We start from the raw sequence: 14,348 nt of genomic DNA on the forward strand, positions 1-14,348 counted from the left end.
TCACCTTTCCATTTTCAACTTTTAATTAAAAGCGTAATAGCTGTCAATCATCGTCGCTTGACGTGCTGCTGCCACACCTTGGGCATCCAGCGTCACTGTCATTTCCTCACCGTTCGGAAGGGTCATTTGTGCAGTGCCGTCATTGTTCATTTGCAGCAATTCTGTGCTGACACCATCGGCAACAACATTCCAAGTATTCAACTCTTTGTTGTAAATGAGTTCCATAGAAGCAGTCTCACCTTCTTTGGTGATAGAATAGCCGTTTTCAAGTGTCTCTACCAGGTAGTCACCGTTTTCGCCTTTCACTTTCTTTACATCACCAATGCTGGCCATAGGGTTTGAACCACTCCAGAATTCGATGGAGTTGATGACCAATGCATCGGCCAGATAGCAAACGCCATATACCGGGATAATATTGAATGCCAGATAAACCAGTTCGTTTACAAACTTGGTACCAATACCTTGATTCCAGCTGACCAGTTTACTATGCAGTCCAAAAGAACCGATACAAGAACTGAAAAGAAACGAGCCGCAAATCATTACGGTCGCAGCCATCTTCAAATTGAACTTTTTCATAATCACTCTTTTTTATTTTACTGTGTTTAATTAGCTTTATAGCTCATCGAGTTATTTTAAGCATCCGCAAATATAGGATTTTTTACGAAAATACATCCTATTTGAGCTTAAAATCTGTTTTCAGTAAAACGGAAGTGTCTATTTACGAGCCTTTTGGAAAAGAGCTTTTCTTATCCAGCGGTCAACGGCAAACTTGCCCGGACCTATGATATACATCAATATGAACACTACCAGATATACAAAAGCCAACTCTTTCGTGGCAAACGGGTCATTGCCATGAATTACAAAAAAGGCAACAGCCATTGTAAACACCATTGGTATCATAGCCAAACGATAGAGAAAACCTATAATGAATGCCATGGAACATGCCAATTCACCAAAGATAGCCAGTCCTAAAGACAGCGGACTGCCTACACCCAGCGGGTCAGGGAAAACGGCCGACAGCTCTTGAAAGTTAGTCCACTTCTGGATACCGTGGTTCATTAATAATATACCGAATACAATTCTTGCAATCAATAGCATAGCAGATGTTGCCGTTCCGTCCGGTTTGGCGGGAAATAAAAGTTGTTTTAACATATTCATTCGTTTTTAAGTTCGTATATGAACTATAACAAATATTACTCAATAAAAGTTTACTCCCGCTTCAAGGGTTTGATGATAATCCGTAAAGACGGGTCATAGGTAAAGTAACTCCACATCCAGTCTACGAAGATGAAAAGACGGTTCTTTACACCCACAATACTCATCAAATGGATGAATAGCCACACAGCCCATGCCGGAAAACCGCCAAAACGCAGTTTCTTAAGCTCGACTACGGCATGATTGCGGCCAATGGTCGCCATGGAGCCTTTGTTTTGATATATAAACGGCTGTAACGGCAGGCCTGTTTCTGCACGCTGCAAGTTCCTTATCAAGTTGCGGGCCTGCTGGATGGCTGGTTGCACCACTTGCGGGTGTCCTTTGGGATACTCCTCAGAAATCATAAGGGCCGTATCCCCGATAGCGAAAATATTGGGATATTGAGAAAGACGGTTATAAGTGTCCACCTTCAAGCGGTTTCCCGGTCCATAGGCATCGGCAGGCAATCCTTGAAGGCTGTTTGCCTTGACACCGGCCACCCAGAATACATTTTTGGTATCGATGGCAGTCCCGTCATTCAATGCCAATTGATAATTCTCGTATCCCATCACCCGTTGGTTCAATTTGATTTCCACATCACGCTTCTTCAGATAATCGGCCACTTCTTTGGAAGACTCTTCTGAAAAAGCAGACAAGAGCCGGGAAGAGCCATCCAACAAGATGATACGCATCTCATTGATATTCAAGTCCGGATAGTCTTGAGGAAGGACAAACTTCCTCATCTCGGCCAAAGCACCAGCCAACTCTATTCCCGTAGCTCCACCGCCTACAATGGCAAAGGTCATCAGACGCCTGCGATCTTCTTTATTACCGGTGTTCTGGGCTTGTTCAAAACTATCCAATATCTGGTTTCGGTTGAACAAGGCTTCCGAAGTATTCTTTAGTGCCATGGTCTGTTTCTCCAGCCCGTCGTTTCCAAAATAATTTGTGTTGCAGCCGGTGGCAATGACCAAATAGTCGTATGCCAGCGTGCCGATGGAAGTCTCCAGCAGATTGTGTTCCGGGAAGACTTGCTGTGCTTCACAAATACGTATATGGAAATGCTCTCTTTTTTTGAAGATTTTTCGGTATGGGAATGATATGGCACTCGGTTCAATACCTGCTGTGGCCACTTGATAGAGTAACGGTTGGAAGATGTGATGGTTATTCTTATCCAGTAAAACTATCTGAAACTTGTTGCTTTTCAATTTTCGTGCCAGCTTTAATCCGCCAAAGCCGCCGCCTACGATTACCAGTCGTTTCTGTCCCTCTTTATCGGGAATGTCCATTGCTGTTTTCATAATTCAATATCATGTTGTTCTTTGTAATATTAAAATAACAGTATAAATCGAGGAAAGTTCTATAAATGATGTAGTTAAAAAGAGTAAACCCCACATGCAATGTAGAAATGAACATTAAAAGAGAAAAATTGGAAACAAAAAGAACAGTAACATTGTTGTAATGAAGAACATAAAAACTAACTTTGCCACGGAAGTTTTCTACAAGTAAATGGACACTAAATTGACAAAATGGATATTACCAATATTGATGCTGATTACAGAAACGGCTGTTCATGCACAAACACACCTTGCAGAAGCAAAAAACTCTGTGGACTCAATTTCTACGTATCCGATAGACTCGCTTCCCAAGAAACGCAGTTTTTTCGGAAAAATTTTGAATTACTTCAACGATGCCAACAAAGAAAAGAAAAACAAGAAATTTGATTTCAGCATTATAGGCGGGCCTCATTATTCCAGTGACACCAAATTTGGAATCGGACTGGTGGCGGCAGGACTCTACCGTACCGACCGGAACGATAGTATTCTCCCTCCGTCCAATGTCTCTCTGTATGGGGATGTCTCCACAGTGGGATTCTATTTGCTGGGAGTACGTGGAAACCATCTGTTTCCCCAAGACAAATACCGGTTGAACTACAATCTGTATTTCTATTCTTTCCCAAGCCTTTACTGGGGACAAGGATATGACAATGGAGCCAATGATGACAATGAGAGTGAATACGATCGCTTTCAGGCGCAGGTTAAGGTGGACTTCATGTTCCGGATGGCACGTAACTTTTATATCGGTCCGATGACAGCATTTGATTACGTGTATGGACATGACTTTGAAAAACCGGAATTATGGAAAGGAATGAAAGCGCGTAGCACCAACGTGAGCTTGGGGTTTTCCTTGTTGTATGATTCACGCGATTTTCTGACAAATGCCTATAAAGGATATTACCTACAGATAGACCAGCGCTTCAGTCCGGCCTTTTTGGGAAATAAATATGCATTCAGCAATACGGAACTGACGACCAGCTATTACCAGTCCGTGTGGAAGGGTGGGGTGTTGGCAGGCCAGTTCCATACTCTGCTGAACTACGGAAATCCGCCCTGGGGACTGATGGCAACATTGGGAAGTTCCTATTCTATGCGTGGCTATTATGAGGGGCGCTACCGTGACAAGTGTGCAATGGATGCCCAGCTGGAACTACGCCAACATGTATGGAAGCGAAATGGAGTTGCCGTATGGGTAGGGGCGGGAACCATATTCCCGAATTTCTCGGAATTGGAGGCCAGGCATATTCTTCCTAATTATGGTTTCGGCTACCGCTGGGAGTTCAAAAAGAGAGTAAACGTACGTTTGGATTTAGGTTTTGGCAAACACCAGACCGGATTTATATTCAATATCAATGAAGCTTTTTAGAGACATAAAAAAATGGTTCGACAATCAGGAACATTTGTTCTATCTGTTTCTGGTCATTCTGATAGTGCCCAATGTAGTGCTATGCTTTACAGAACCCATATCATGGACGGCAAAGATATGTAATATCCTGCTACCCCTTTCTATATATTATGCTGTAATGGCTTGGTCGAGAAACTGTGGCAGGACATTCTGGCTGCTATTTCCGTTCATCTTCTTCGGAGCCTTCCAGCTTGTATTGCTGTATCTTTTCGGTCAGTCCATTATCGCAGTGGATATGTTTCTGAATCTGGTGACAACCAATTCGAGCGAGGCGCTGGAACTGCTGGACAATCTGATACCTGCCATCGTTATTGTGGTAGTGCTCTATATACCTGCATTAATTCTGGCAACCATATCCATTGTACACAAACGCAGACTGTCCGAAGCATTCATCCGGCAAGCTCGCCGTCGCACTCTGTATGTGTTGTCTGCCGGAATATTATCCTTAGGCACTGCTTATTTGACAGATGACCGGTATGAGCCGAAATCCGAACTGTATCCTGCCAACGTATGCTACAACATAGCACTTGCTTTTCAACGGACGGCCCAGACGCGGAATTATCACAAGACCTCTAAAGATTTTACCTTTCATGCTAGAAGTACTCATCAGGCTGATGAAAGGGAAGTATATGTAATGGTGGTGGGAGAAACCTCACGGGCATGCAACTGGGCTTTGTACGGCTACGAACGGGAGACTAACCCGGGACTGTCGGGCATTGGCGGACTGACAGCTTTCAGCCATGTGCTGACAGAATCAAACACTACCCACAAGAGTGTTCCGATGTTGCTGTCACCGGTCAGTGCTTCCAGTTTTGATTCCATCTATTATCAAAAAGGGATTATCACAGCATTCAAGGAAGCCGGTTACCAGACCGCCTTTTTCTCGAACCAGCGCTATAACCACTCATTTATAGACTTCTTCGGCAAAGAAGCCGACACGTATGATTTCATTAAAGAAGATGTGGGGGATTCCAATTACAACCCCTCTGATAACGAACTGTTGAAACTGGTAGCAAAAGAACTGGGCAAAGGAGTTTCCAGGCAATTTATAGTTCTCCACACTTACGGTTCTCATTTTAATTATAAAGAGCGCTATCCGGCAGAGCAGGCTTTCTTCCTGCCGGACATGCCCGTTGATGCGGAAGTGAAATACAAAGACAACCTGATTAATGCCTATGACAATTCTATCCGCTACACGGATAATTTTCTGGTTCGTCTGATAGATATGCTTCGAGAACAACATGTCAATTCTGCCCTGATATACACTTCAGACCATGGAGAAGATATTTTCGATGACAACCGGCATCTCTTTCTGCATGCTTCACCGGTACCTTCCTATTATCAGATACATGTGCCATTCTTTATTTGGATGTCCGAAAACTACCGGCAGAGATACCCATCGTTATTGGAGGCCGCACAAGCCAATAGGCAGAAGAATGTATCTTCCAGTGCCTCATTCTTCCAGACAATGCTGGAAATAGGTGGAGTGGAGACCCCATACCGGAATGACTCTTTATCTGTCACCAGCGCTCTGTTTATCGAAAGACCCAGAGTCTATCTGAACGACCACAATGAAGCCCGCACACTGGATGATGTCGGTATGCTCAAGGAAGACTTCAAGATGCTGGAAGAGAAAGGCATTAGGTAATCAGGGAAAGAGAGCAGGCTGTTGCTATTTTGCCCTGATTCTTGATATAAAATTCTGAATCACCGGATACATCTCCTCTACCGTATTCAGCTCCATGCAAGCCGTCTCCAACGGGCACCAGCCGGTCTTGTCACGGTTAATGATATGGGGAACCTCTTGGGCAAAAGTCGTTTCAATTCCTGCTTCGCACAGCAATGCCAGCGCAGGAGTGCTGATTATATCGGCATAGACCGTTTTAAAGCCTCCCAGTACCATCAAAGCAGCGGCACCTTTCCCTATAACCTTATCGGCAATGGCAGCCCCCTTCATAAATGCAGAATCTGCCTGGTACAAATCATACAAATCCGCTACTCCCCGTTGGGTGAAAGTACGGACTTCCTCCCGGTTCTTCATAACACAAGAGTATCCTCCCTTGTGCAGTATGTCAATGATACTCTCCATTTTATAAAGTCTCTTGTTTCAACTGTTCTACAAATTTGTCAATACGATGCAGTTCTTTGGGAATATCAATCGTTTGCGGGCAATGCGGAGAACACTGGTTGCACCCGGTACAATGGTCGGCCTGCCTCAGTTTGGGTACACTTCGGTCATATCCTACGAGAAAAGCACGGCGTGCTTTCCGATAATTCTCATCCTGGCTGCTTTCCGGCACATTTCCTTCATTGACACATTTATTGTAATGTATCAATATGGCAGGAATGTCAATTCCATACGGGCAAGGCATGCAGTACTTGCAGTCGTTGCAAGGTATGGTGGGGTACTCCATCATCAAATCTGCCGTATCATACAGATACTGAGTTTCCTCTTCCGTGAGTGGTACCAATGGAGAGTAAGTACGGATGTTATCCTGCAAATGTTCCATATAAGTCATGCCGCTCAGCACTGTCAGTACATCCTGGGGAGAACCGGCATAACGGAATGCCCAAGACGCCACACTGCGTTCGGGTTCGCGCTGCTTCAGCCGTGCCACAATATGGTCGGGGACATTGGAGAGCCGCCCACCCAGCAGAGGCTCCATAATGACAGCAGGGATCTTACGCTTGGCCAGCTCGTCATACAGATACTCTGCCTTGAAGTTGCTGCCCGAAGCATGTTTCCAGTCCACATAATTCAACTGTATTTGTACAAAGTCCCAATGAACTTCACCACGGTCATGCATCTGCAAGGCATAGTCATAGACTTCGATATCTCCGTGGAACGACCATCCCAAACGGCGGATGCGTCCTGCTTCACGCTCCTTGACAAGAAAATCAATCATACCGTTGTCTATGTAGCGTTTGCGGAATTGCTCCATGCCACCGCCACCAATCATGTGTAGCAGATAGTAGTCTATATAGTCCACCTGCATATCCTCGAACGACTTACGGTACATGGCGATGGAACCCTCGCGAGTCCAGGTATCAGGATGAAAATTGGATAGTTTGGTGGCAAGATAGAACGATTCGCGTGGATGGCGTTTCAGAGCTATTCCCGTAGACTTCTCACTCCATCCTTGTACATACATCGGAGACGTATCGAAATAATTCACGCCATGGGCAATGGCATAATCCACCAGTTCGTTTACAGCATCCTGGTCTATCATTTCCCCTTTTCCATCCGGAGCAGGAACGGTAGGCCAGCGCATACAGCCATATCCTAAAATAGAAACTTTGTCACTCCCCAAACCAGGAAAACTACGATAGGTCATTTTATCCGTCGGAATGGGGCCCAATACTTTACTGCCTTCACTGCTTCCTTCCTTAGAACCACATCCATAGAGGGCAGCAGTAGATGTGGCGGCTGTAATTCCCACTATCTTCAAGAAATCACGACGGTTCATATTGTTTTTATGATGTTCTTCCATACTTATAGAAATTCTACTTTGTTATATAATTCGATGTCTTTCATGTCCTTCCACATAGATGGCACTGAACGGACGGGCCGGACAAAGATTCTCACATGCCCCGCAGCCGATACAACGCTCCACATTGATTACCGGAATCTTTGGAGAATCCTTGTCTTCAGGTATACTCGGCACCATTTGTATGGCTCCCGTCGGACAATGGCGTGCACAGTTGCCACACTGCACACCATCCGTCAGTGGTATGCAATTTTTCTTTACCCACACGGCATGCCCTATCTGAACGGATGATTTATCAGCTTTGGTTATCGGACGGATAGCCCCTGCAGGACATACCTCCGAACATTTTGTACATTCCGGTCTACAATAGCCGCGTTCGTATGACATTTCCGGTTGCATCAATTTCCTTAAGTCTGCAGAAGGACGAAGAACCTGATTGGGACATGCCGACACACAGAGCTGGCAGGCCGTGCAGTGTTGCGCCATATTGCAGGCACTCAATGAGCCGGGAGGAGTGAGGGGAGTGCTTCGCTCAGGAATCTTCTTATCTTCAATGGCTGCCAGTCCTCCGTCTACTTTCTTTTCCTGCGCTTTTAAAACAGAAGTGGCTGCAACCAGAGCCGTTGCTGTGAAAAAACTGCGGCGGGTTTCGTTTATCTGTTCCGAATCTGCCTTGCCCGCAGCAGGTTTACCGAAAGGATGATACTTGTAGGAAATGGCTCCATGCTTGCACTTCTCAATGCAGTTCATGCAAACCACACACCGGCTTGCATCAATCTGATGCTCCTTAAAGTTGATGCAGGCTGCCTTGCAGTTGCGTGAACAAAGACTGCATTGGTTGCACTTTTCCGAATCTATTGTGATGCGGAAAAGCGAATAACGTGAAAGGAAGCCCAAGACCGTTCCTACCGGGCAAATCGTATTACAATAGGTTCGTCCGTTGCGTCCGGCCAGAACAACAAGCACAGCCAAAGTAGCGGCAGCAATAATAAAAGTCGGCAGGCTCTTCAACCATACATCCGTTTCATAAAAGGCATAACTGTCTGCCCGTTCAGCCAGATAAGCAAGCAGATTGTTGCCCCATTGCCATATAGGTTGAAAAAGATTATTGGCAATACGTCCGTATGCACTATAGGGTGCAAGTAGAGCAGCCAATGAACCAATTCCGGCAATCAAAGCAATGATAAACACACCCAATACGCCATAGCGCAGCCAAGATAAGGCCGGAGAATAAGAGTAAGGAAGCTTCCTGCGTTTTTTAGGTTGCCGGCCCAGCCATGCCAGTATATCCTGAAATACCCCTAAGGGGCAAATCACAGAACAATAGATACGCCCGCATACCAAAGTGAGAATTACAAGAAACAATATCACTCCCACATTTAGCGCCAATACAGCCGGCAAAAACTGGATTTTGGCCAACCAGCCGAACCACCCATGCAACGTTCCCGTAAAATCAAGGAACAACAAGGTGATGAGTACAAAGCAAATCATTGCAAAAGTCAGTCTAATCTTCCGTAACATGATAATCCTTTATTTTGAGTTCCTAAACTATATCAGCGATATGAGTACAAAACAACTGCCGAAATAGTGAAATTTTATTTATGCAAAAATACATAAAAAAAGAAAGGTATCATCATTCAATGGAATTAAAAACGAAAGAAAGAAGGACAAATACAAAATGCTCCCATTTGCAGTATTAATTAAGTTCCCCTCCTCGTTACGGCCGGATAAAAGCCAATCTCTTATTTTCTTCTGCAAACAGAATAGCCGTATTGACTAATGCCAAATGCGAATAAGCTTGTGGAAAATTCCCCAGTTGTTCCTTCGTATTAAAATCAATATCCTCACTGAATAACCCCAAATGATTGGAATATGTCAGAACATCATCAAACAAACAACGGGCTTCTTCCTTTTCTCCGATAACAAAAAGCGCACGTATCAGCCAAAAAGTGCAAATGGTAAAAGCCGAAGAAGGAAGCCCGAAATCATCTTCGCTGTTATACCGGTACATCAATCCCTTATGCAAAAGAGCTTTTTTCACAGCCTTCACTGTCTTATGGTATCGGATATCGTCTGCTGCAATAAAACCGTAAGGTTCCATCAACAGCAAAGAGGAATCCATTGCCATATTATCATAAGTCTGCGAGAAACTTTGAAGTTCTTCCTTCCATCCATATGTCATTACATCCTGCCATACCTTGTCAGCTTCCTTTTGCCAACGTTCACTATAACCGTATTTATTGAGCATGGAAGCTATCTTTGCACCACGGTCCAAAGCCACCCAACACATCACTTTGGATGAAACAAAATGGCGGCTTTCTCCTCTGATTTCCCATATCCCCTTATCTGGTTTCTTCCAATCTTCCATTACCGTGGAAAGAATGCTCTTTACCATTTCCCACATATCCTCTATTTCGTCTAATGTACCGGGCATCAGCCGATAGTACTGGTAAATCAAATCCATCAGATAACCGAACGAGTCATTCTGCTTTTGATGGTAAGCATCATTACCTATCCGTACTGGTTTGGAATTCTTATATCCGGACAAATGCTCCAGAATAATCTCGGTCAGCTGCCTTTCTCCCCGAATGCCGTACATTATCTGATAGGATTCGTGCTTGGATACGAAAGTGGACTGTATGAACTTCATAAAACGTCTTGCTGCCCCTATATGGCCTATCTGGAACAAAGTTTCGATAGACATGGAGGCATCCCTCAACCAACAGAACCGATAATCCCAATTACGTACTTCGCCGACGGATTCGGGCAAACTGGTAGTAAGGGCGGCCAGTACGGCTCCGTTATAGTAAGACATCAGTTTCAAAACCAGCATGCTTCTTTCTATCACATCATTATAGAGAGAATATTTCTTAGTACGGTTGGTCCAATTAAGCCAATAAACCAAAGTACGGCAATATTCAATTTTTTCCCGTTCAATGTCCACCGGAATGACCTTTTCATTGTATGACAAAAGAAAGAACTCATCTTTTTCCAATATAATTTCTTTTTTCTGTTCGATGTTCTGCAAAGGAAGGGAAGAATACAAATATTGTCTATCTTTATTATCAGAAGAACAATAGCTTTCTATAAATTCAGAAGTGACATTATGAATCACTTTACCTTGCGCATAATTGGGAGCAGGGACATAGTTTACTTTGAAACGGGGCTTACCTTTTATCCACCTCACATATCGATACAATTCTGCCGGAAGATAATGGGCATTTTCGCAGGAACGGTAATAAGGCATGTAATCAAGTACGACAAATTCTCCCTCTTTCGAAGAAAAAGAAGTAGACAATATGTTAGTGTGAGGAACGTAAGATTGTGAGATATGATAGTCTTCTGTAACGTCAAATCCAAAACTTCCTCCTCTTTCCCGATCAAGTAGTGATGCAAAGATAGACGGAGAATCAAAATCGGGAAAACACAACCAGTCTATGCTGCCTTTTTCGGATATAAGTGCGGCAGTCCGACAATTGCCTACTACCCCATAATTTAAATTACTCATTTTTACTATTTTGTTTTTAACAAGTCTCTGAAAAAATCGAATACCCCTTTCAAGCTCGTTTTGACATTCTCGCCAATGGGTTGTTTCATGTCTTTCTTGTTCGCCAGAATTTGAAGAAAAGGCAGGACTTCCGTTTGTGATGGCATATTATAGCTTGCTGCCTCCGACACATATCCCACCTTGATTGTCACTGCATTCACCGGCAAAGCTTTGAACATATCTTCATCCGTAGTATCATCTCCCATAGCTATGATAAAGTCATAATGTTTCTTTTCCAACTGGCGTCTCACTTCGGAACCTTTATTATAATCGGGAGACTTAATCTCCACCACTTTATCTCCTTGTATGATTTGCAGCTTTTGCTGTATACAGATGTTAACCAGCACATTGATAAGTTGCTGTGCCCGCAAAGCTCCTAACCATGCATCACTTTCCCGGTAATGCCATGCCAAAGTCGTTTCCTTGACTTCAAGGTGGGAACGAGGCGTCTTTTCGACAAAAAGCTTCAAGATGGACACCAATCCGGAACTCCATTCCGCTTTGTTTATGTTTTTGTGCCAGATGCCATTTTCCTTATAGAAAGCACCATGTTCCGCAGCCATTGCAATAGGTAAATTTCCCAACCATTTTTCTAAAGTAAAATGGTCGCGACCACTATTCACAACAACATGGTTGGCCGGGTCGGAAACCAGCTTCTGCAATGTGGCAATGAGTTCAGGGGTGGGCTTAGCATTTTCCGGTCGTGTATTGAGCGACGCCAACGTTCCGTCATAATCCAGCAAGATAAGCCGTTGCTTAGCCTGGTTATATTTCATTTTGATGGCACCAATAATACCGGCGGATATCCTTTTCTTACGAAGCTGTTCATTCTTACGGCACGTATCGCTCCATTCACTTACAAAGTCTGCCGCCCACTTATTAACCGTTTGTACGGAAATAATTTTCTGCATGTGTTGCAAGCGTTTCAGTTGTTCCTGTTCGGGCATCTCCAAAGCCCGACAAATGGCCTGCTTTATCTCCTCAGTGTCATTGGGGTTAATCAACAATGCATCCGTCATCTCAATAGCTGCACCTGCCATTTCACTCAAAATCAAAACACCCGGATTATTATTTTTCGAGGCTACATATTCCTTGGCAACCAAATTCATGCCATCACGAAGTGGAGTTACCAAAGCTACATCAGCTATATAGTACATTGCCACCAGTTCTTCAAATGAAAAACCGTGATAGAAATAGCAAACCGGAGTCCAGTCCATCGTAGAATACTGTCCGTTTATAGAACCTATTTCTTCGTCAATCTTGGTTTTTAGCTCAGCATAACTATCTACATGGTCACGTGATGGAACAATGACCATTGCCAATGTAACTTTTCCACAATATTCAGGATGACATTCTAAAAAAGCAGCAAATCCCCATAAACGGTGCAGAATGCCTTTGCTATAATCCAAGCGGTCTACAGAAAGAATCAACTTATGATTCCCGAAAAATTTCCGTGTACGGTCTATCGCCCGCCGTACTTCCGGTCTGGAAGAAGCATTGTGATACAGTCCGTAGTTGATTCCCATAGGAAGAGCATCGGTCCTAACTACTCTATTCCCGAGTTGTGCTTCGTCCAGTTTAAAGTCAATACGCAATACCCGTTCGACAGCACTGATAAAATGCCGCATATAGTCATGAGTATGGAAAGCTATAAAGTCAGCACCCAATAATCCTTTCAGGATTTCTGCACGCTCCGGTAATATCCGGAAAAGTTCATAGGAAGGGAAAGGGATATGATGGAAATATCCGATATTCAAATCCGGGTAAACCTTCCGAAGCATTCCGGGAAGCAGCATTAGCTGATAGTCTTGAATCCACACCTTGTCACCTGGACGTATCACGCGGCAAATGGCATCGCAGAACAACTGGTTCACTTCCTGATACGATTGCCAGAAAGAGTTCCGATACAGCGTATAAACAAAAAAGTAGTGACATAATGGCCAAATAGTACTATTACTATAGCCTTCATAATAATTCTTTATCTGTATTTCGGACAAGAATACTGGGTGGAAATTTATTCCTTCCAATCTAGAAGTGATTTCCTCTTTACTTTCTTCGTTGTCAACGCATATTCCAGGCCATCCAATCCAATGTTTTTCGTAGGAAATCTGAAGTGAGTCCAAACCGGTAGCCAGTCCACCTTCACTTCGTGAAAACACGAACGTTTCATCCTCTTTGGTAACCTTAACGGGTAATCTGTTTGATATAATATAAAGTTTCATGTATGAGTTAACACAAGAAATATGCCAATTCATACAATATTTTATTTATTGCTTAAAATCAGTATTTTAGAAAAAGATAAAGAGAAAAACAAACATTCAAAAATGAAAAAGAATGTTCCATTTCGATATGGTCCTACTATTACCAATTATCACTGAAAATGTCTTTCTTCACCAATGCTTCAATTCTTTGCTTATAGCAATTTATCCCTTCTGCTATATTTTTACTAGCTTCCGAAGTCCCCATTCCATAGACTACAAGAGGAGTTTGCCATATCATTCCAGCATGTACAGCACTTGCTTGATAAGGTCTTAACAACTCATCCACCGTAAAACGATTTCTTCCTCCGCTTCTATAAGCATCATGTTCAGAGCCGGCAGTAGTGACCACCATCAATGTCTTACCAGCCACAGCAGGAGTTTTTGCCAGATAAGTAAATACTTCATCCAACCATCTCTTCAATAAAGAAGGAGCCGACATCCAATAGAACGGAAACTGAAATACAAGCGCAGATGCATGCGATATGATAGTGCTCCATATCTCTGCATTAAAAGCATCTTCCATACGCATCTCATATAAATTGTATATGGCTACCTCTCCCATGTCACTAATAGCATCCATCAATGCCTTGTTAGCTCGCGACTCTTTTATATTGGGATGTGTCAGAAGAACCACTACTTGCTTTGAATCTTTATCCATATTGTTTTTCTTTTAGTTTAAAATCATTGATGTGTGTACAAATATACAAAATATAGATATACGAGTAGGAGGAAATAAAAGTTTTCTTCCTACTTTCATTTTCTGACATATATTTTCGAATGTGACGAAAGAGGCGGAAAGCGGGTGAGGGCAAAGGTATAAAAACAAACTTCTGAAGAATTTATGATGCGGACTAACGAAAAATAATGTATCATCCCCATATAGATTTACTAGTGATTCCGTATGAGGAGCTTATACCCAACAAAGCATGTTCTTGTTAAAACAAATTAAAAAAGGAACAACTACTGTTGTTCCTTTTTTAAGTACACCCTCAGGGATTCGAACCCTGGACCCACTGATTAAGAGTCAGTTGCTCTACCAACTGAGCTAAGAGTGCATTCCTTATTTCTTGTTTGCGGGTGCAAAAGTAGTCCTTTTATTTTATTCGTGCAAACAAA

Annotated in this window: 11 protein-coding genes and 1 tRNA gene; 2 read left to right on the plus strand and 10 right to left on the minus strand. The window is 43.2% G+C overall.

What is annotated here, in order from left to right; all coding sequences use genetic code 11:
- Nucleotides 1-21 precede the first annotated feature (21 nt).
- The 3 genes from NQ510_RS14710 to NQ510_RS14720 all read right to left on the minus strand — a co-directional run bounded on the left by NQ510_RS14710 (nucleotide 22) and on the right by NQ510_RS14720 (nucleotide 2,495).
- Nucleotides 22-576: a DUF3332 domain-containing protein gene (locus tag NQ510_RS14710; protein WP_005825518.1), complete on the minus strand. Its 555-nt coding sequence runs from the start codon at nucleotides 574-576 to the stop codon at nucleotides 22-24.
- 138 nt (nucleotides 577-714) lie between these two features.
- A complete protein-coding gene (locus tag NQ510_RS14715; protein ID WP_009038432.1) occupies nucleotides 715-1,152 on the minus strand; it encodes a DoxX family protein in 438 nt (145 codons plus the stop codon).
- Nucleotides 1,153-1,208: 56 nt separating this feature from the next.
- Nucleotides 1,209-2,495 carry an NAD(P)/FAD-dependent oxidoreductase gene (locus NQ510_RS14720; RefSeq protein WP_005825516.1) on the minus strand — a complete coding sequence of 429 codons (1,287 nt, stop codon included), beginning with the start codon at nucleotides 2,493-2,495 and terminating at the stop codon, nucleotides 1,209-1,211.
- A 208-nt stretch (nucleotides 2,496-2,703) separates the two neighbouring features.
- Here NQ510_RS14720 and NQ510_RS14725 point away from each other — a divergent pair, with 208 nt between their 5' ends.
- Together NQ510_RS14725 and NQ510_RS14730 are read left to right on the plus strand one after the other, a co-directional pair.
- Complete coding sequence (locus NQ510_RS14725; RefSeq protein WP_005825515.1) at nucleotides 2,704-3,897, plus strand: BamA/TamA family outer membrane protein; 1,194 nt, start codon at nucleotides 2,704-2,706, stop codon at nucleotides 3,895-3,897.
- The gene (locus tag NQ510_RS14730) at nucleotides 3,884-5,584 is read left to right on the plus strand and encodes a lipid A phosphoethanolamine transferase (protein ID WP_005825514.1); all 1,701 of its coding nucleotides are present in this window, start codon (nucleotides 3,884-3,886) and stop codon (nucleotides 5,582-5,584) included. Before NQ510_RS14725 ends, NQ510_RS14730 begins: the two co-directional genes overlap by 14 nt.
- Nucleotides 5,585-5,608: 24 nt before the next feature.
- Here NQ510_RS14730 and NQ510_RS14735 read toward each other — a convergent pair whose 3' ends face one another.
- The 7 genes from NQ510_RS14735 to NQ510_RS14765 form a co-directional block, all read right to left on the minus strand.
- Entirely contained in the window at nucleotides 5,609-6,025 is a 417-nt protein-coding gene (locus NQ510_RS14735) for a DUF1893 domain-containing protein (RefSeq protein WP_005825513.1), read from the minus strand.
- A gap of 1 nt (nucleotide 6,026) precedes the next feature.
- Nucleotides 6,027-7,427, minus strand: a complete 1,401-nt coding sequence (locus NQ510_RS14740) for an aldo/keto reductase (protein WP_005825512.1) — start codon at nucleotides 7,425-7,427, stop codon at nucleotides 6,027-6,029.
- Nucleotides 7,428-7,448: 21 nt separating this feature from the next.
- On the minus strand, nucleotides 7,449-8,945 hold the full coding sequence (locus NQ510_RS14745) for a 4Fe-4S binding protein (protein ID WP_005825508.1): 1,497 nt from the start codon (nucleotides 8,943-8,945) through the stop codon (nucleotides 7,449-7,451).
- A 196-nt stretch (nucleotides 8,946-9,141) separates the two neighbouring features.
- Nucleotides 9,142-10,932, minus strand: a complete 1,791-nt coding sequence (locus tag NQ510_RS14750; protein ID WP_005825506.1) for a glycoside hydrolase family 15 protein — start codon at nucleotides 10,930-10,932, stop codon at nucleotides 9,142-9,144.
- 5 nt (nucleotides 10,933-10,937) lie between these two features.
- Nucleotides 10,938-13,193, minus strand: coding sequence for a bifunctional alpha,alpha-trehalose-phosphate synthase (UDP-forming)/trehalose-phosphatase (locus tag NQ510_RS14755; protein WP_005825504.1), 2,256 nt, complete (start codon nucleotides 13,191-13,193; stop codon nucleotides 10,938-10,940).
- Between the two features lie 139 nt (nucleotides 13,194-13,332).
- On the minus strand, nucleotides 13,333-13,890 hold the full coding sequence (locus tag NQ510_RS14760; protein WP_005825500.1) for an NAD(P)H-dependent oxidoreductase: 558 nt from the start codon (nucleotides 13,888-13,890) through the stop codon (nucleotides 13,333-13,335).
- Between the two features lie 324 nt (nucleotides 13,891-14,214).
- Nucleotides 14,215-14,287 (minus strand) — tRNA-Lys (locus NQ510_RS14765).
- Between the last annotated feature and the right edge of the window lie 61 nt (nucleotides 14,288-14,348).

The organism is Bacteroides uniformis, assembly GCF_025147485.1.
In the GTDB taxonomy this organism is placed as follows: domain Bacteria; phylum Bacteroidota; class Bacteroidia; order Bacteroidales; family Bacteroidaceae; genus Bacteroides; species Bacteroides uniformis.

What these genes read in the sequence shown, in the direction of transcription:
- NQ510_RS14735 (WP_005825513.1), bottom strand. Translation starts at nt 6,025, where the DNA reads ATGGAGAGTATCATTGACATACTGCACAAGGGAGGATACTCTTGTGTT.
- NQ510_RS14720 (WP_005825516.1), bottom strand. Translation starts at nt 2,495, where the DNA reads ATGAAAACAGCAATGGACATTCCCGATAAAGAGGGACAGAAACGACTG.
- NQ510_RS14715 (WP_009038432.1), bottom strand. Translation starts at nt 1,152, where the DNA reads ATGTTAAAACAACTTTTATTTCCCGCCAAACCGGACGGAACGGCAACA.
- NQ510_RS14760 (WP_005825500.1), bottom strand. Translation starts at nt 13,890, where the DNA reads ATGGATAAAGATTCAAAGCAAGTAGTGGTTCTTCTGACACATCCCAAT.
- NQ510_RS14750 (WP_005825506.1), bottom strand. Translation starts at nt 10,932, where the DNA reads ATGAGTAATTTAAATTATGGGGTAGTAGGCAATTGTCGGACTGCCGCA.
- NQ510_RS14710 (WP_005825518.1), bottom strand. Translation starts at nt 576, where the DNA reads ATGAAAAAGTTCAATTTGAAGATGGCTGCGACCGTAATGATTTGCGGC.
- NQ510_RS14755 (WP_005825504.1), bottom strand. Translation starts at nt 13,193, where the DNA reads ATGAAACTTTATATTATATCAAACAGATTACCCGTTAAGGTTACCAAA.
- NQ510_RS14725 (WP_005825515.1), top strand. Translation starts at nt 2,704, where the DNA reads ATGGACACTAAATTGACAAAATGGATATTACCAATATTGATGCTGATT.
- NQ510_RS14730 (WP_005825514.1), top strand. Translation starts at nt 3,884, where the DNA reads ATGAAGCTTTTTAGAGACATAAAAAAATGGTTCGACAATCAGGAACAT.
- NQ510_RS14745 (WP_005825508.1), bottom strand. Translation starts at nt 8,945, where the DNA reads ATGTTACGGAAGATTAGACTGACTTTTGCAATGATTTGCTTTGTACTC.
- NQ510_RS14740 (WP_005825512.1), bottom strand. Translation starts at nt 7,427, where the DNA reads ATGGAAGAACATCATAAAAACAATATGAACCGTCGTGATTTCTTGAAG.